We start from the raw sequence: 17,102 nt of genomic DNA, 5'->3' as shown, positions 1-17,102 counted from the left end.
CATGGTGTTCACAGTGCGTGCAGCGGCTTGCCCGCGAGGTGCAGGAACGCCTCGCCGAGTGCCTCGTTCTGCGTCGGGTGCGCGTGGACGAGCGGCGCGACGTCCTCGGGGTAGGCCTCCCAGTTCACGGCGAGCTGTGCCTCGCCGATGAGCTCGCCGACCCGGGCGCCGATCATGCTGACGCCGACGACGGGGCCGTCGACCACGCGGACGACCTTGACCGAACCGGACGTGCCGATGATGTGGCTCTTGCCGTTGCCGGCGAGGTTGTACTCGTACGAGTCCACCTTGTCGGCGCCGTACTGCTCTTCGGCCTTGGCCTGCGAGAGACCGACCGATGCGACCTCGGGGTCGGAGTACGTGATCTTCGGGATGTTCTTGTCCTCGATGATGACCGGGTTGAGCCCGGCGATCTCCTCGGCGACGAAGATGCCCTGCTGGAAGCCGCGGTGCGCGAGCTGCAGGCCCGGAACGATGTCGCCGACGGCGTACACGTTCGGGATGTTCGTGGCGAGGCGCTCGTTCGTGGTGACGAACCCGCGGTCCATCGCGACGCCGACCTCGTCGTAGCCGACGTTCTGCGTCACGGGGCCACGGCCGACCGCGACGAGCAGGATGTCGCCGTCGAAGGTCTTGCCGTCCTCGAGCGTGACGACCACGCCGTTCTCGTGCTGCTCGACGCCCTGGAACCGGACACCGAGCGAGAACTCGATGCCGCGCTTGCGGAACGCGCGCTCGAGCTGCTTCGACATCGACTCGTCCTCGGCCGGGACGAGGTGGGGGAGCGCCTCGACGATCGTCACCTCGGCACCGAAGGACTTCCAGACGCTGGCGAACTCGACGCCGATGACGCCACCACCGAGGATGACGACCTTGTTCGGCACGTAGTCCATGCGCAGGGCGGTCTCGGAGGTGATCACGCGACCACCGATCTCGAGGCCGGGGAGCGACTTCGAGTAGGAGCCGGTCGCGAGCACGATGTTCTTGCCGGTCACGGTCTGGTCGCCGACCTGCACGGTGTTCTGCGAGGTGAGGCGGCCCCAGCCCTCGACGACGGTGATCCCGCGTGCCTTGATGAGCCCCTGGAGGCCCTTGTACTTCGACGAGATGACGCCCTGCTGGTACTCGATGACCTTCGGGACCTCGACACCGGCGAACTCGGCGATGACGCCGTACTTCTCGGCGTCGCGCGTCGCGTCGGCGACCTCGGCCGCGTGCAGCAGCGCCTTCGTCGGGATGCAGCCGCGGTGCAGACACGTCCCCCCGAGCTTGTCTCCCTCGATGAGCGCGACGCTCATGCCGAGCTCGGCGGCCCGGAGCGCAGCGGCGTAGCCACCACTGCCGCCACCGAGGACCACGACGTCGTAAGTCTGTTCCGTCACCTGGTGCAACTCCCTCGTGCGTGTCGGGACCGATCGGGCCCCACTGGACACCGCGGCGGCGGCGTCCTACGGTCGGACCGCATGGTTCCGGTCCCGTCCCGTTGGTTTCCGGCGGGGGCGCGTCGAGCGCGCCGTCCCGCCGGAGTCAAACCTACTACTTGGCCTGGAGCTCTTCTGCGAGCGAGATGAGCGTCCGGACCATGGCGCCGGTCGCGCCCTTGCCGAGCCACCCGTAGCCGCCGCCCTTGTTCTCCGACGGACCGGCGATGTCGAGGTGCGCCCACGGGATGCCCTCGCCGACGAAGCGCTCGAGGAACTTGCCCGCGAGCAGCATGCCGCCCGCCGGGTTGCCGACGGTGGCGTTGACCATGTCGGCGACCTCGCTCGCGAGTCGGGCGTCGAGCTCCTCGGGGAGCGGCATCGGCCAGATCGGCTCCGCCACGGCCCCGGCGACCGCGCGGACCTGCGCGACGAGGTCGTCGCTGCCCATGAGCCCGGTGGTGCGGTCGCCGAGCGCGACGACCTGCGCCCCGGTCAGCGTCGCGACGTCGACGATGGCGTCGGGCTGCTCGAGCGACGCGGCGGCCATGCCGTCACCCAGCACGAGTCGGCCCTCGGCGTCGGTGTTCGTGACCTCGACGGTCTTGCCGTTCTTCAGCGTGAGGACGTCGCCGGGGCGCGTCGCCGAGCCGGAGGGCATGTTCTCCGCCAGGCACAGCCACGCCGTGACGCGGACGTCGAGTCCGAGACGCGCGGCGGCGACGGTCGCGGCGAGGACGGTGGCGGCACCCGTCATGTCGGTCTTCATGCCGAGCATGGAGGCGGCCGGCTTGAGCGAGAGGCCACCCGAGTCGAACGTGATGCCCTTGCCGACGAGTGCGAGGTGCTTCGTCGCGGACTCCGGCGCGTACCGGACGACGACGAGCCGCGGCGGGCGCTCCGAGCCGCGACCGACACCGAGGATGCCGCCGAAGCCCTGCTCCTCGAGCGCGGTCTCGTCGAGGACCTCGACGGTGAGGGGGAGCCCCTCGGCCTGCGCACGGGCGACGTCGGCGACGTCCGCCGGGCCGAGGTCACCGGCAGCGGTGTTGACGAGGTCGCGCACGAGCGTGGCGGCGTCGCCGACGATCGCCGGGCGGACGGTGGCGTCGGCCGCGGCGGAGGGTGCCAGCACGGTCACCTGCTGGTCCCCGCGGGCGGGACCGGTCGTGCCGGCGCCCTTGTGCCGGGTGAACGAGTAGGCACCGAGCGCGGCGCCCTCGAGCGCGGCATCGACGAGCTCGGTGGTGTCGGTCGGCAGCGCGAGGACGATCGACGACACGAAGGGGAGCTGGCGGACCGCGCTGCCGGCGGCCGAGCGGAGTGCCGCTGCGTCGGTGCCGGAGCCGAGCCCGATGAGCGCGATGCCCTGCGCGTCGACACCGACGGCGGGGATGCGCACGAGCTGGTCCTTCGCACCGGTCGCACCGATGGCGGCGAGGTCGATGCCGTCGAGCGCGGAGAACGGCGTCGTGGCGGGCGTCGCGATGGTCGCGGGAGCGCCGTCGGACCCGGGCCGGACGCCGAGCACGAGGACGTCGGCGGAGATCGAGGCGGGAGCGGAGGAGTCAGTGGAGAGCGTCGGTCGGACCATGCCCCAACCCTATCCAGCAGGTGTTCGCTGTCGGCGTGGTCGCCCGGCACCGGGGGACACCGGCTCCCCGCCTAGCATGGGGACGGTGAACCACCCCGAGGAGCTCTACACCTTCGCCGAGGACGCGCCGTCCGTCCCCGAGGGGCTGCACCTGGTCGCCGGACTCACCGGGTTCGCCGACGCCGGCTCGGCCGTGGCGCAGGTGACGACCGCCGTCCTGGACGACCTCGAGACGGAGCTCGTCGCCGAGTTCGACCCGGACGTCCTGCTCGACTGGCGTGCACGCCGCCCGGTGATCACCTTCGAGCACGACCACATCGCCGCCGTCGAGCCCCCGCGGCTCCGGCTGCACCTCGTGCGCGACGAGATCGGCCAGCCGTTCCTCTTCCTCTCCGGGTACGAGCCCGACTTCCAGTGGAACCGGTTCGTCCGCGCGGTCACCGACCTCGCCGCCCAGCTCCGGGTCGCCGACACCACCTGGGTCCAGTCGATCCCGATGCCCGTCCCGCACACGCGCCCGATCAGCCTCACCGTCTCCGGCACGCGCGCCGACCTCGTCGAGCAGATGAGCGTCTGGAAGCCCGAGACCCAGGCGCCCGCGAACGTCCTGCACCTCGTCGAGCACCGGCTGTCCGAGCTCGGCGAACAGGTCACCGGACTCGTCCTGCTCGTCCCGCACTACCTGTCCGACACCGAGTTCCCGGACGCCGCCGTCGCGGCGCTCTCCGGCATCTCCGCCGCCACCGGCCTCATCTTCCCCTCCGACGAGCTGCGCGAAGAAGGACGCGAGTTCCGCACCCGCGTCGACGAGCAGGTCGCCGGCAACGAGGAGCTGCAGCGTCTGGTCGGGGTGCTCGAGGAACGGCACGACACCTACATGGAGGGCAACCCGATCGCGTCGCCGCTCACCGGCGTCGACGGGCAGGTCCCCACTGCAGACGCGATCGCCGCGGAGCTGGAACGCTTCCTGGCGGACCGCCGCACCGACGGCGACGCGAGCGGCGACTAGCCGCACCCATCGGCCGCACCGACGGCGACGCAAGCGGCGAGCGGCCGCACCGACGTGGCGGAGGCGGGTCGCGCCTCCTGGACCGTCGGACGGGAGGCGCGACACCCGTCCGCCCCGCTCGTCACGTTCTCCACAGCCCGTCCCGGCGGCGGTGCCGCCCCCGCTAGCCTGGTCACGTGAACTCCCGCCGCGCCTTCCTCGTGTGGGGCGTCGCGGTGCTGGCGTACGTCCTCGCGGTCGTGCAGCGGTCCTCGCTCGGGGTCTCCGGCGTCGACGCGCAGGACCGCTTCGCGGTGTCGGCGGCGGTGCTGTCGACGCTCGCGGTGGTGCAGATCGCCGTCTACGCCGGACTCCAGATCCCGGTGGGGATCGCCCTCGACCGCGTCGGGCCGCGCCGACTCGTGCTGCTGGGGGCCGCGCTGCTCGTCGCCGGCCAGGCCGTGGTTGCGGTGTCGCCCACCATCGGGCCGGCGATCGCGGGGCGTGTCCTCGTCGGCGCCGGGGACGCGATGACCTTCATCTCCGTGATCCGCCTCGTGCCGATGTGGTTCAGCGGGCCGATCCTGCCGCAGATCTCGCAGTGGACCGGCAACCTCGGCCAGGTCGGGCAGATCCTGTCGGCGTTCCCGTTCGCCGTGCTGCTGCACACCGCGGGGTGGTCGCCGGCGTTCGGCGTCGCCGCGGCCGCGAGTGCCGTCGGGCTCGTGCTGGCGTTCGTCTTCGTCCGGAACGGCCCCGTGCCGGTGCGCACCGACACGATCCCACTGCCGCACACCTGGCGGGGCGCGTTCCACACCTTCGGGCACGCGCTGCGGCGTCCCGGTACCCAGCTCGGCTTCTGGTCCCACTACGTCACGCAGTCCTCCGGAACGGTCTTCTCGCTGCTCTGGGGCGTCCCGATGCTGCGCGGGCTGGGGTACTCCCCGTCCGAGGCGGCCGGCTTCCTCACCGTGATCGTCGTCACCGGGTTCGTCGTCGGGCCGGTGCTCGGCGTGCTCTGCGCCCGGTTCCCGCTGCGGCGGTCGAACCTGGTGCTCGGGATCGTCGTCGCCCTCGCGGTGGTGTGGACCGCCGTGCTCGTGTGGCCCGGGCAGCCGCCCACGTGGTTGCTCGTCGTGCTCGTCGTCGTGATGGGGATCGGCGGTCCGGGCTCGCTCATCGGGTTCGACTTCGCGCGGTCCTTCAACCCCGTCGGCTCCCTCGGGTCGGCGAACGGCGTGGTCAACGTCGGCGGGTTCCTCGCCGCGTTCGTGATGATGTTCCTGATCGGCACGATCCTCGACCTCGCGTCGTCGGCGTCGGGGCAGACCGTGTTCGCGTGGACGAACTTCCGGCTGGCCCTCACCGTGCAGTACGTCGTGGTCGGGATCGGCGTCGTGATGCTGTTGCACGCCCGTCGTCGCACGCGCCGGGTGCTGCACGCCCAGGACGGAATACGGGTGGGGCCGCTCTGGGTTGCACTCGTTGCGCGCCTGCGGAAGCGGAGCGTGCAATAATGAACGCGGACCCGTTCGGGCCTCCTGTGTCTCGGAGCACTCCAGTGCGCCGCAGAAACCGGGGGACTTGACATGGGTCCTAGTGCTGCCCGGAACGGTAGGACCTGATGACGCGGGAGACCGCGGCGCAGGCCCTGGGCGGCGAGGGAGGCCACGACCCCACGAACGTGGCACGACGAGAGAGGTGATCGCATGGCTGCCCGGAGCACGACGATCGATCCCACGAAGGACACCGAGCCCGAGGGCACCGCAGCAGAGAGCGCTGCGGAAGCCGAGGGGACGGCCGCGCCGAAGAAGCGCGCCACCAAGACCACCGCCAAGAAGGCCGCCCCGAAGAAGGCCGCCCCGAAGGCGAAGAAGAAGGCCGACGACGACGAGGACATCGACGAGGAGACCCCGGTCGCCGAGGCCGACGCGACCGACGACGCCGACACCGAGACCGACGAGAAGGACACCAAGCCGGACGCCGCAGCAGCGGTCGCCGCGGGTGCGCTCGTCATCTCGCAGTCCGACGACGACGAGGCGCCGGTCTACTCCACGACGATCACCGGTGCCACCGCCGACCCGGTGAAGGACTACCTCAAGCAGATCGGCAAGGTCGCCCTCCTCAACGCCGAGCAGGAGGTCGAGCTCGCGATGCGCATCGAGGCCGGCCTGTTCGCCGAGGACAAGCTGCAGCACTCGACCGGGCTCTCGAAGCCGGAAGAGCGCGAGCTGCGCTGGGTCGCCCGTGACGGTCAGCGCGCGAAGTCGCACCTGCTCGGCGCGAACCTCCGCCTGGTCGTGTCGCTCGCCAAGCGCTACACCGGCCGCGGCATGCAGTTCCTCGACCTCATCCAGGAAGGCAACCTGGGCCTGATCCGTGCGGTCGAGAAGTTCGACTACACCAAGGGCTTCAAGTTCTCGACCTACGCCACCTGGTGGATCCGTCAGGCGATCACCCGTGCCATGGCCGACCAGGCCCGCACGATCCGCATCCCGGTCCACATGGTCGAGGTCATCAACAAGCTGGCCCGCGTCCAGCGCCAGATGCTGCAGGACCTCGGTCGCGAACCCACTCCGGAAGAGCTCGCCCGCGAGCTCGACATGACCCCGGAGAAGGTCGTCGAGGTGCAGAAGTACGGCCGCGAGCCCATCTCGCTCCACACCCCGCTGGGTGAGGACGGCGACTCGGAGTTCGGCGACCTGATCGAGGACACCGAGGCGGTCGTCCCGGCCGACGCCGTCGGGTTCACGATGCTGCAGAAGCAGCTCGAGAGCCTGCTCGACTCCCTCTCCGAGCGTGAGGCGGGCGTCATCCGCATGCGCTTCGGTCTCGGGGACGGCCAGCCGAAGACGCTCGACCAGATCGGTGACACCTTCGGCGTGACGCGTGAGCGCATCCGTCAGATCGAGTCCAAGACGATGGCGAAGCTCCGCCACCCGTCGCGGTCGCAGTCGCTGCGCGACTACCTCGAGTAGGCCGATGCGCTTCGTCATTCCGATCCTCGTCGGGCGGATCCTCCGCGCCCTCGCACGTGCGCGGGGCGGGGGGTCCGCCTACCCCGGGTACATCGTGCTCAAGCTGGTGCCGAACTTCCTCCAGCACGTCACCGCGCAGTTCCCGAACGGCGTCGTCTTCGTGCTCGGTTCGAACGGCAAGTCGACGACGACCCACATGATCTCCGACATCGTGCGGGCGCACGGGCTGCGGGTCTTCACGAACCCGTCCGGGGCGAACCTGCCGCAGGGCATCGCCTCGGCGCTGCTGTCCGAGGTGTCGCTGACCGGCAAGCTCAAGGCGGACATCGGCATCCTCGAGGTGGACGAGGCCTTCGCGGTCGAGCTCGCCGGGATCCTGTCGCCGTCCACCGTGACGATGCTCAACGTCCAGGTCGACCAGCTCTACCGGTTCTTCGAGACCGAACGCGTCGCGACGATGATGCTCGACACCGCGGCCCTCTCGACCGCGAACGTCATCACCAACCGTGACGACCAGTTCCTCGACGCGTACGTCGGCACCGACGGCCAGCGCGTGCTGCGCTTCGGTGCCAGCGCCGAGGTCGTGGCCGCCGCACCGAACGGCCTGCAGAACGCCGACGACTTCGACCGGCAGGACGCCGTGCCGAACGTGGCCGACGCCGAGGTCGTGGTGAACACCGGCGACGGTGCGACCATCCGCTTCGACGGTGCCGAGATCCCGGTCCGCCTGCCGGCTCGTGGGCTGCACTACGCCGTCGACGCGGCAGCGGCCACCGCGACGGCGAGTGCCGCACTCGGTGCGCAGTTCCGCGCCGACGCCGTGACGACGGCCTTCGGCACGATGAAGCCGGCGTACGGACGTGGTGAGCGACTCCCCATCGCGGGCGAGTCCGCCGAGTTCACGATGTTCAAGAACGCCGCGAGCCTCCAGCTCAACCTCGACGCCCTGCCGGACCACCCGGAACAGGTGCTCATGGCGATCGACGAGGGCACGCCGGACATCTCGTGGATCTACGACATCGACTTCTCGAAGCTCGACCACGTCGACGTCGTCTCCGGCGACAAGGCCTGGCAGATCGCGATCGCCCTCGAGCACGCCGGTGTCCGCATCGGCCGGGTCGAGCCCGACGTCGAGGCTGCGATCAAGCAGATGGAGCAGCTCGGTTCGACGACCTCCGGGACGAAGAACTTCATCGTCAACTACGAGATCATGATGATCGCCCGCAAGGCCCTCGGCCACCCGGACATGGAGAAGACCGCATGACGGCCGACCGGCTGACCATCCTGCACGTCTACCCCCGCCAGATGGGCGTCTCGGGCGACCGCGGCAACGTGGCGGCCCTGGTCCGTCGTGCCGCAGCCGCGGACATCGCCACCGAGGTGCTCGAGTACGCGCCGGGTGACGAGCTCCCCACCGCGGCCGACGTCGTCGTGATCGGCAACGGACCGCTCAGCGCGATGCGGTCGCTCGGCGACGACATCGCACGCATCGGTGCGCCGCTCCGCGAGTTCGCCGCTGCCGGGGTGCCCGTCGTGGCCGTCGGCGGCGGGTTCGACCTCGCCACGACCGAGGTCGTCCCGACGGACGGTGCTCCCGTGACCGGCTTCGGGGTCTTCGACGCGCGTGCCGTCCGCGGCGCCGAGCGTCGGGTGAACTACTTCGTGCTCGAGACCGCGTACCCGCTGCTCCCCGGAGCCCCGATGCGCCTCGCCGGCTTCGAGGACCACGCGACGCGCATCGAGCTCGGTGCCGGTGTCCGGCCGTTCGCCGACGTCGTCTCCGGCGGCGGCAACCAGGCGGGCGCCCCGGTCGAGGGCGCGATCGTCGGCAACTCCTTCGGCACGCACACGCAGGGGCCGATCCTGCCGCTCAACCCGCAGCTGACCGACGGCGTCCTCGCCGCGGCCACCGCTCGGCTCGGCCGCGAGTACGCACCGGACCCGGAGCGCACCGCGTCGATCGACCGCTACGCGCGCGAAGCGCGGGCAACCGTCGACCGCTACGTCGACAAGGCGTTCAAGCGGATCGCTTGACGCGACCGCAGACAAACAAGAGGCGCGGTGCCAGCTGGCACCGCGCCTCCTGTCTGTTCAGCGCTCGCGTCTGTGCGCGCTACTTCGACTCGTAGAGTCGGCTGCTCTCGTCGTGCCACTCGATGGCGGTCGCCGCGAGCTTGTCCTTGAACTCGGCGCCGTGGTGCGCACAGAAGTACAGCTCACCGCTGGCCATGGTGGCCCGGATGTACGCCTGCGCGCCGCAGCTGTCGCAACGGTCGGCAGCGGTGAGCTGGTGGCTGCTGACTTCGTCGATGGAGAGGTCCTGCACGGTCTGGGTCATTGCTGTGCTCCTCACGGATCGCAGGTGGTGCGGCTTGGTCCACCTATTTCAACACGTGATGCCTGAGAGTGGCGCATTGTGATCGCCCGTTTCGCTCAGCGCGGATCGGCTGTCCCAAGTCCGAGTGTCCGCGCGGTGGTGTCGGTGCGGATCGCTAGCATCGGAAGGTGAGCTCCGACTACTCTGCACGCCATCTCTCCGTCCTCGAAGGGCTCGAGGCGGTCCGCAAGCGTCCGGGCATGTACATCGGGTCGACGGACTCCCGCGGGCTCATGCACTGCCTGTGGGAGATCATCGACAACTCCGTCGACGAAGCCCTCGCCGGGCACGGTGACGAGATCGGCGTGCTGCTGCACCCCGACGGTTCGGTCGAGGTCCGCGACACCGCTCGTGGCATCCCCGTCGACGTCGAGCCGAAGACCGGTCTGACCGGGGTCGAGGTGGTGTTCACGAAGCTCCACGCCGGTGGCAAGTTCGGCTCCGGGTCGTACGCCGCGTCCGGCGGGCTGCACGGTGTCGGTGCCTCGGTCGTGAACGCGCTGTCGGAGCGCCTCGACGTCGAGGTCGACCGCGGCGGCAAGACCTACGCGATGTCGTTCCACCGCGGCGAGCCGGGCACGTTCGCCGGCGACGGGCCGGACGCGCCGTTCACCCCCTTCACCTCCGGCAGCGAGTTGCGCGTCGCCGGCAAGGTGAAGAAGGGCGTGACCGGGTCCCGCGTGCGGTACTGGGCGGACCGGCAGATCTTCACCTCCGACGCGAAGTTCAGCACCAGCGACCTCGTCAGCCGAGCGCGCCAGACGGCCTTCCTCGTGCCAGGGCTCGGCATCACCATCACGGATGCGCGGCCCGCCTCGATCGAGGCAGCGGCCGCGCGGGCGGAGGCCACGGGTACTCCTGTCGAGCCCGGTCCCGTCGTCGAGCGCTTCCGGTACGAGGGCGGGATCGGTGAGTTCGTCGAGCACCTCGCCCTCGACTCCGCCGTCACCGACGTCTGGCGCATCCAGGGGACCGGCACCTTCACCGAGACCGTGCCGATGCTCGACGACAAGGGCCACATGGTGTCGACCTCGGTGTCGCGTGAATGCGAGGTCGACCTCGCGCTGCGATGGGGCAGCGGCTACGAGACGGTGTTCCGCAGCTTCGTCAACATCATCGCGACTCCGAAGGGCGGCACGCACCAGGCCGGCTTCGAGTCCGGCGTGGTCAAGGCCGTGCGCGCCCAGGTCGAGGCGAACGCCCGCAAGCTCAAGGTCGGGCAGGACAAGCTCGAGAAGGACGACGTGCTCGCCGGTATGACCGCGGTGCTCACCGTCCGCCTGCCGGAGCCGCAGTTCGAAGGCCAGACGAAGGAGGTCCTCGGCACCCCGGCGGTCCGTAAGATCGTCGACCAGGTCGTGTCGAAGCGCCTCACCGAGATCCTCACGTCGACGCAGCGCACCGAGAAGGCCCAGGCAGCGACCCTGCTCGAGAAGGTCGTCGCCGAGATGAAGACGCGCATCTCGGCCCGGGCGCACAAGGAGACCCAGCGCCGGAAGAACGCGCTCGAGAACTCCTCGCTGCCGACGAAGCTCGCCGACTGCCGCAAGCAGGACGCCGAGGGCACCGAGCTCTTCATCGTCGAGGGCGACTCCGCGCTCGGCACCGCCAAGCTCGCGCGGAACAGCGAGTACCAGGCGCTGCTGCCGATCCGCGGCAAGATCCTCAACGTGCAGAAGGCGTCCGTCTCGGACATGCTCTCGAACGCCGAGTGCGCCTCGATCATCCAGGTCATCGGCGCCGGCTCCGGCCGGACGTTCGAGATCGACCAGGCCCGCTACGGCAAGGTCATCATCATGTCCGACGCCGACGTCGACGGCGCCCACATCCGGACGCTCCTGCTCACGCTGTTCTTCCGGTACATGCGGCCGATGATCGAGCAGGGTCGGGTGTTCGCTGCTGTTCCGCCGCTGCACCGGGTCGTCGTGGTGAACCGTGGCAAGCCGAACGACACGCTGTACACCTACTCCGAGGCCGAGCTGCAGGCCGTGCTGAAGAAGCTCGAGAAGCAGGGCAAGAAGTACCAGGAGCCGATCCAGCGGTACAAGGGTCTCGGCGAGATGGACGCCGACCAGCTGGCGGAGACCACGATGGACCGCACGCACCGGACGCTGCGCCGGGTGAACATCACCGATGCCGAGGGTGCTGCGAAGGTCTTCGAGCTGCTCATGGGCAACGACGTGGCGCCGCGCAAGGAGTTCATCCTCGCCGGCGAGGGCCTCGACCGCGACCGTATCGACGCGTAGCCGGCGCGGCGCGCTGCGCGCGGCGCGCGGCGCCGCCGAGTCTCGCCTCAGCGGACAGTTTCGCGCCGCGGCTGCGCGAGTTCTGTCCGCGAGGCCGAGTCTCGGCGCCGCCGTGCGGCGCGACCTCACGCGCTGGCGACACGTCACGCGGCGCTGGCGCCGTGACGTGTCGCCAGCCGCGTGAGGTCGCAGCGCGGTCCGGTGGTCGGGGCGGTGGTCGTCCCCGCGTGCGGACGGGAGGCGCGGTGCGGGGCCGTCCCGCGCCTCCCGTCCGCGTGCTCACGCGGTGGGCGACAGTTCACGCGGCGAGGGCCCCGTGAACTGTCGCCTGACGCGAAAAGCCGGGAGACCGGGCCGCGCGAGGGCGAGTCTCGGCTGGGCGGACGGTTTCGCGCCGCGGCGGCGCGAGGACTGTCCGCGGGGTCGAGTCTCGACGTCCGCCGCGGCGCGGCCGCGTGCTCACGCGCTGGGCGACAGTTCACGGGGCGAGGGCCCCGTGAACTGTCGCCCAGCGCGAAAAGTCGCCGCGCGCCGCGCGCCTACGCCTCGCCGGCGGTGCCGTCGAGCGCCGCCGCACTCCCACCGATCGAGTCGATCACGGCGTCGAGCGGCGCCCCCGACCCGTCGCGCTTCGACAGCCAGTCCGGCAGCGTCCGGGCAGCGCCGTCCGACCCGACCGCGTGCGGGGGAGCGATGCCCGCCCACGCCACCGTCAGGCCGTCCTCGCCCTTGAGGAACGCGTGCGCCCGCACACCCTGGGTCGCACGGCCCTTCGCCGGGAACTCCGACAGGGCCGAGACCTTGGCGCGGCCGGTGTCGGTGCCGGGCAGGGCCGAGGACGACGCCGAGACGGTCGCGACCACGGCGTCGTCGGAGCGGGCGACGGATCCGAACCAGATCGCCGAGGCACCCGCGGCGAGGGCCACGCCGGCGACCCCACCGGCGGGAAGGCCCTGCGCACGGACGCCGGACGCGGGGAACCGCAGCAGCTGCGCGTTCGAGGTGATGAACACGAGGTCGTCCGACTCGGGCGCCTGGGCGGCACCGACGACCGCGTCGCCGGGCTTCAGCCCGATGGCGGGGAACTCGGGCTTGTCCGGCCAGGCTCCGGGCACGACGCGCTTCACGACGCCCTGCACGGTGCCGATGGCGAGCGAGTCCGACGAGGCGCCGGAGAGGTCGACGAGGGCGACCACGGTCTCGCCGCGGGCGATGCCGAGGAAGTCCGTCACGCGGACGCCGGCGTCGAGCCGGACCGCGGCTGGCGGCACGGCGGGGACGTCGACGGGGGAGAGCCGGATCACGCGCCCGGTCGAGGTGAGCGCCCCGACCTGCCCGCGGACCGAACTGACGATCGACGAGCGGACGGCGTCGTGCTTGGACCGCTTCGGCACCCGGACGATGCCGAGCTCGGACGTCGGGATGTCGACGCGGATGAGCCGCCCGGTGGTCGAGAGCAGCACGCGGCACGGCGAGTCGGCGATCTGCAGGGACTCCGGGTCGACCGCGGCCTTGCGACCACCCTTGACCGGGGCGTCGGCCTCGGTGAGCAGGGTCCGGCGCGGCGTCGCGAACCGGTCGGACACCTCGGTGAGCTCGAGCGCGACCTGGGCACGGAGCCGCTCGTCGGACGCGAGCAGTTCCTCGAGCGCGGCGATGTCGGCGAGCAGCTGGTCGCGCTCGCCCTCGAGCTCGAGGCGTGAGAACTTCGTCAGACGGCGCAGCCGCAGTTCGAGGATGTACTCGGCCTGCACCTCGGACAGGTCGAACACCGTCTGCAGGCGGGAGCGCGCGGCCTCGGAGTCGTCCGAGGAGCGGATGACCTCGATGACCTCGTCGATGTCGAGGATCGCGATGAGCAGCCCCTCGACCAGGTGCAGTCGCTCCTTCTTGCGCGCGAGGCGGTACTGCGACCGACGTGTGACGACCGAGAGCCGGTGCTGCACGTAGACGTCGAGCAGCTCGCGCAGCCCGAGGGTCTTGGGTGATCCGCCGACCAGCGCGACGTTGTTGATGCCGAAGCCGTCCTCGAGCGGGGTGTGCTTGTAGAGCTGCTCGAGCACGGCGGTCGGGTTGAAGCCGCTCTTGATGCCGATGACGAGTCGGAGCCCGTGGTTGCGGTCGGTCAGGTCGTTCACGTCGGAGATGCCGACGAGCTTCTTCGACTGGACGCCGTCCTTGATCTTCTCGATCACGCGCTCCGGGCCGACCAGGTACGGCAGCTCGGTGACCACGAGGCCGACCTTGCGCGGGGTGAGGTTCTCGACGCTCACCTTCGCGCGCGTCCGGAACGAGCCGCGGCCGCTGGCGTAGGCGTCGCGCACGCCGGAGAGCCCGACGATGGTGCCGCCGGAGGGCAGGTCGGGGCCCGGCACGAACTCCATCAGCTCGTCGAGCGTCGCCTGCGGGTTCATGAGCAGGTGCTTCGCCGCCTCGACCACCTCGCCGAGGTTGTGCGGCGCCATGTTCGTCGCCATGCCGACCGCGATGCCCGACGCGCCGTTGACGAGCAGGTTCGGGAACGCCGCGGGCAGCACGCCCGGCTGCATGATCTGGTTGTCGTAGTTCGGGACGAAGTCGACGACGTCCTCGCCCAGGCCCTCGGTCATGGCCATCGACGGTTCGGCGAGGCGGGCCTCGGTGTAGCGGGCGGCCGCGGGTCCGTCGTCGAGCGAGCCGAAGTTGCCGTGTCCGTCGACGAGCGGCACGCGCATCGTGAACGGCTGCGCCATGCGCACGAGGGCGTCGTAGATCGCGCCGTCGCCGTGCGGGTGCAGCTTGCCCATCACCTCGCCGGTGACGCGGGCGCTCTTCACGTGGCCGCGGTCGGGCCGGAGCCCCATCTCGGCCATCTGGTAGAGGATGCGCCGCTGCACGGGCTTCAGGCCGTCGCGTGCGTCGGGGAGTGCCCGTGAGTAGATGACGGAGTACGCGTACTCGAGGAAGGAGCCCTGCATCTCCTCGGAGACGTCGACGTCCTCGATGCGTTCACCGTCGGGCAGGCCGACTGCTTCCGTGCGTGCCATGGCACCCTTCTGCGAGACTGGGGGAGATGGGAACAAGCGTACCGACGGCCCCCGACGCCACCGCGAACCTCGCCGACGTCTTCCCGAGTTGCCTCGTCGCGCTCGGCGCTGCGGACGACGCATGGTTGCGTTCCACCGGACTGGAGGCGCGGATCACCCTCCGCCCCGCCCGTTCCGCGATCGTCGTGCTGGTCGACGGCCTCGGTGCCGGCGCGCTGGCAGCGCGCGCCGGACACGCCCGCTGGCTCGCCGCGGGCAAGAAGCGACTGCGCAGCGGCTTCCCGACGACGACGGCGGCCGCACTGAGCACGCTGACGACCGGTCGGTCGCCCGGCACCCACGGCGTGGTCGGGTACAGCGGCTGGAACCCCGACACCGGCCGGGTGATGAACCTGCTGAGCGGCTGGGACGACGAGGTCCCGGCCGACTGGTTCCTCGCCCGCACGCTGTTCACCGAGGCGCCGGCGCTCGGCGTCGACCCCGTGGTGGTCGGACCCGCCCGGTACCGCTCCTCGGGGATGACCGCCAACGTCCTCGGCGGGGCGCGCTACGTCCCGGCCGACTCGATCCCGCAGCGCGTCGATGCGGCCCTCGCCGAGACCGCGACGGGTCGCTCGCTCGTGTACCTCTACGTCCCGGAGCTCGACTCGATCGGGCACAAGCACGGCTGGCAGTCCGACCGGTGGACCGCGGCGCTCGAACTCCTCGACGGCGAACTCGCTCGGCTCGAGGGCCGTGCGGCCGCCGACGTCGGGATCGTCGTGACGGCCGACCACGGCGTGCTCGACGTCCCCGACCACGCGAACATCGCGCTCGACCCGCTCCTGCTGACCGACGTCGTCGGGGTCGCCGGCGACCCGCGCTGCCGGCAGTTCACGGTCGCACCGGGCACCGACGTCCGCTCCCTCGTCGGGCAGTTCCGGGCGCGCTACGGCAAGAAGGCGTACGTCGCGAGCCGTGACGAGGCGATCGCCGCCGGCTGGTTCGGCGCCGTGTCGGACGAGGTCGTCCCGCGCATCGGGGACGTCGTGCTCGTGGCACGGGGCTCCTGGGCGTTCAACGACGACCGGGCCCTGCGCGACGGCGAGTCACCGAAGCGGATGATCGGCCAGCACGGTGCGATGACCGACGAGGAGACCATGGTGCCGCTGCGCCTCGCCGGGGCGTTCGCGCAGTAGCACGAGCCCGACGGCGCCCGGGGATCAGGCCGGGTCGTCGTCCGGCCGGGTCCCGAAGACGATCTCGTCCCAGCTCGGCATCGACCGTCGGTTCCGCTTCTTGCGGTCCTGCCGCCCGGCCTCGGCCTCGGGGGCGGAGGTGGGTCGGGCGTCCGGCTGCGGCGCGGTGTCCGACGAGTCCTCGAACCCCTGCAGCGGGATGTCGACGACGCTGATCGAGGCCCGTCGTCCGTCGTCCTGCGGCTGTTCGCCGAAGGCCGCGGCCTCGCGCTCGCCACGACGGCGGCGGAGCGCCTCGAGCAGGTCGGCCGTCTCGTTGCCGGGGGCGCGTTCCTCGACGGCGGCTCCGATGCGGGGGAGCGGCGCGCGGAGCGGACGCTCCTGCACCTCGGGGTTCGTGACGTCCTCGTCGGGTTCGTCGACCCGGAACGCGCCGGAGTCGAACCGCGTCCCGTCGGTGTCCTGGTGGTCGTTCTCGACCGCACGGAGGCGCGGCGCGATGCCCTCGTCCTCGGTGTGCGAGAGCCGGTGCGCGTCGCCGTTGTCCGGCGTCAGCGTCGACGTCTTCGGGTCGAAGCGCCACTGGGCGTCGTGCTCGACCTCGGCGGCGGTGTAGTGCACGCGGACCTGCCAGCCGCTCTCGACGTGCTTCCACGACGCCCAGGCGATCCCGCTGGCCTCGCCCGCCTCGAGCTTGGCGGTGATCGCCTCGCCGAAGGTGTCGGGCGACTCGTCGTCGACCGGGGTGACCGGCACGCGGTGCGCGGCGTCGAGGATGAAGGCACGCTCGGCGAGGACGGGGCCCTCGAAGCGCCGCACGTACTCGACGTCGACGTCGAGCGCCAGGGCGACCTCGGCGGCGTCGGCACCGCCGCGGATCCGCGCCTGCACGTCCTTCGGGGACACGCGCTTGTGCGGACCGGACTCGGGGTTCGCCTGCCGGACCTGACCGGGCAGCGACGAGGTGACGGGCAGTCGGAACTCGGTCCCGCCGTCGGTCGCGAGCAGGAGTGCCCCGGACTCCACCCCGATGACTCTCACGTCTTGCATGGTTCCGCCTTCCGAGCGTCGCGTACGGTCGTGCCTCGTACCCCGTGAGTATGCAGCCGTCCGGACCCGATCCCGCGGAGGCGCACGGGCGTGCCGTGGACTCCCGTGCGAGCGTTTCCGGACAGCGGGAATGGACGGGCGGGCACACGGGTTGCAGCGCCAGAACGACCCGCCGGAGACTTCGGTTTGCGCTCTGGCGAGACGTGGTGCAAACTGTCGCCGCCGATCACCGGCGACGACCTCT

General features: G+C 71.1%; 12 protein-coding genes. 7 read left to right on the top strand and 5 right to left on the bottom strand.

All coding sequences use genetic code 11. The features are described from left to right. Window positions 1-8: 8 nt before the first annotated feature. Both lpdA and JSX79_RS12955 read right to left on the bottom strand, forming a co-directional pair. Window positions 9-1,382: a dihydrolipoyl dehydrogenase gene (lpdA, locus tag JSX79_RS12960; RefSeq protein WP_070418792.1), complete on the bottom strand. Its 1,374-nt coding sequence runs from the start codon at window positions 1,380-1,382 to the stop codon at window positions 9-11. Window positions 1,383-1,536: 154 nt separating this feature from the next. Continuing rightward, window positions 1,537-3,015 (bottom strand): leucyl aminopeptidase, encoded by a 1,479-nt coding sequence (locus JSX79_RS12955; protein WP_229086597.1) that lies wholly within the window; start codon window positions 3,013-3,015, stop codon window positions 1,537-1,539. Window positions 3,016-3,091: 76 nt separating this feature from the next. On the opposite strand from JSX79_RS12955, the gene JSX79_RS12950 reads away from it, so the two are divergent. The 5 genes from JSX79_RS12950 (at window position 3,092) to JSX79_RS12930 (ending at window position 9,015) form a co-directional block, all read left to right on the top strand. Beyond that, complete coding sequence (locus tag JSX79_RS12950; protein WP_070418794.1) at window positions 3,092-4,024, top strand: proteasome assembly chaperone family protein; 933 nt, start codon at window positions 3,092-3,094, stop codon at window positions 4,022-4,024. Window positions 4,025-4,200: 176 nt separating this feature from the next. Continuing rightward, the gene (locus JSX79_RS12945; RefSeq protein WP_070418795.1) at window positions 4,201-5,520 is read left to right on the top strand and encodes a nitrate/nitrite transporter; all 1,320 of its coding nucleotides are present in this window, start codon (window positions 4,201-4,203) and stop codon (window positions 5,518-5,520) included. Between the two features lie 192 nt (window positions 5,521-5,712). Then, window positions 5,713-6,981 (top strand): RNA polymerase sigma factor, encoded by a 1,269-nt coding sequence (locus JSX79_RS12940; RefSeq protein WP_070418796.1) that lies wholly within the window; start codon window positions 5,713-5,715, stop codon window positions 6,979-6,981. 4 nt (window positions 6,982-6,985) lie between these two features. Continuing rightward, window positions 6,986-8,245, top strand: a complete 1,260-nt coding sequence (locus JSX79_RS12935; RefSeq protein WP_070418797.1) for a MurT ligase domain-containing protein — start codon at window positions 6,986-6,988, stop codon at window positions 8,243-8,245. After that, entirely contained in the window at window positions 8,242-9,015 is a 774-nt protein-coding gene (locus tag JSX79_RS12930) for a type 1 glutamine amidotransferase (RefSeq protein ID WP_229086596.1), read from the top strand. Before JSX79_RS12935 ends, JSX79_RS12930 begins: the two co-directional genes overlap by 4 nt. Before the next feature lie 79 nt (window positions 9,016-9,094). On the opposite strand, the gene JSX79_RS12925 is transcribed toward JSX79_RS12930, so the two are convergent. Further along, window positions 9,095-9,319 carry a hypothetical protein gene (locus JSX79_RS12925; protein ID WP_070418799.1) on the bottom strand — a complete coding sequence of 75 codons (225 nt, stop codon included), beginning with the start codon at window positions 9,317-9,319 and terminating at the stop codon, window positions 9,095-9,097. Between the two features lie 167 nt (window positions 9,320-9,486). Here JSX79_RS12925 and JSX79_RS12920 point away from each other — a divergent pair, with 167 nt between their 5' ends. Continuing rightward, window positions 9,487-11,604, top strand: coding sequence for a type IIA DNA topoisomerase subunit B (locus tag JSX79_RS12920; protein ID WP_229086595.1), 2,118 nt, complete (start codon window positions 9,487-9,489; stop codon window positions 11,602-11,604). A 539-nt stretch (window positions 11,605-12,143) separates the two neighbouring features. Here the strand turns inward: JSX79_RS12920 and JSX79_RS12915 are convergent. Next, window positions 12,144-14,630 carry a DNA topoisomerase (ATP-hydrolyzing) subunit A gene (locus JSX79_RS12915; protein ID WP_071302911.1) on the bottom strand — a complete coding sequence of 829 codons (2,487 nt, stop codon included), beginning with the start codon at window positions 14,628-14,630 and terminating at the stop codon, window positions 12,144-12,146. Between the two features lie 26 nt (window positions 14,631-14,656). On the opposite strand from JSX79_RS12915, the gene JSX79_RS12910 reads away from it, so the two are divergent. Next, window positions 14,657-15,808 carry an alkaline phosphatase family protein gene (locus JSX79_RS12910; RefSeq protein ID WP_229086594.1) on the top strand — a complete coding sequence of 384 codons (1,152 nt, stop codon included), beginning with the start codon at window positions 14,657-14,659 and terminating at the stop codon, window positions 15,806-15,808. A gap of 24 nt (window positions 15,809-15,832) precedes the next feature. Here JSX79_RS12910 and sepH read toward each other — a convergent pair whose 3' ends face one another. After that, window positions 15,833-16,858: a septation protein SepH gene (sepH, locus tag JSX79_RS12905; RefSeq protein WP_229086593.1), complete on the bottom strand. Its 1,026-nt coding sequence runs from the start codon at window positions 16,856-16,858 to the stop codon at window positions 15,833-15,835. Between the last annotated feature and the right edge of the window lie 244 nt (window positions 16,859-17,102).

This window comes from Curtobacterium sp. GD1, assembly GCF_020882855.1.
Taxonomy (GTDB): domain Bacteria; phylum Actinomycetota; class Actinomycetes; order Actinomycetales; family Microbacteriaceae; genus Curtobacterium.
Note: the sequence above shows the minus strand (reverse complement) of the source record. Positions and strands in the feature narration are given on the sequence as shown.

Coding starts and splice junctions, on each gene's coding strand:
- JSX79_RS12955 (WP_229086597.1), bottom strand. CDS start 3,015: ATGGTCCGACCGACGCTCTCCACTGACTCCTCCGCTCCCGCCTCGATC.
- JSX79_RS12950 (WP_070418794.1), top strand. CDS start 3,092: ATGGGGACGGTGAACCACCCCGAGGAGCTCTACACCTTCGCCGAGGAC.
- JSX79_RS12940 (WP_070418796.1), top strand. CDS start 5,713: ATGGCTGCCCGGAGCACGACGATCGATCCCACGAAGGACACCGAGCCC.
- JSX79_RS12935 (WP_070418797.1), top strand. CDS start 6,986: ATGCGCTTCGTCATTCCGATCCTCGTCGGGCGGATCCTCCGCGCCCTC.
- JSX79_RS12930 (WP_229086596.1), top strand. CDS start 8,242: ATGACGGCCGACCGGCTGACCATCCTGCACGTCTACCCCCGCCAGATG.
- JSX79_RS12925 (WP_070418799.1), bottom strand. CDS start 9,319: ATGACCCAGACCGTGCAGGACCTCTCCATCGACGAAGTCAGCAGCCAC.
- JSX79_RS12915 (WP_071302911.1), bottom strand. CDS start 14,630: ATGGCACGCACGGAAGCAGTCGGCCTGCCCGACGGTGAACGCATCGAG.
- JSX79_RS12910 (WP_229086594.1), top strand. CDS start 14,657: ATGGGAACAAGCGTACCGACGGCCCCCGACGCCACCGCGAACCTCGCC.
- sepH (WP_229086593.1), bottom strand. CDS start 16,858: ATGCAAGACGTGAGAGTCATCGGGGTGGAGTCCGGGGCACTCCTGCTC.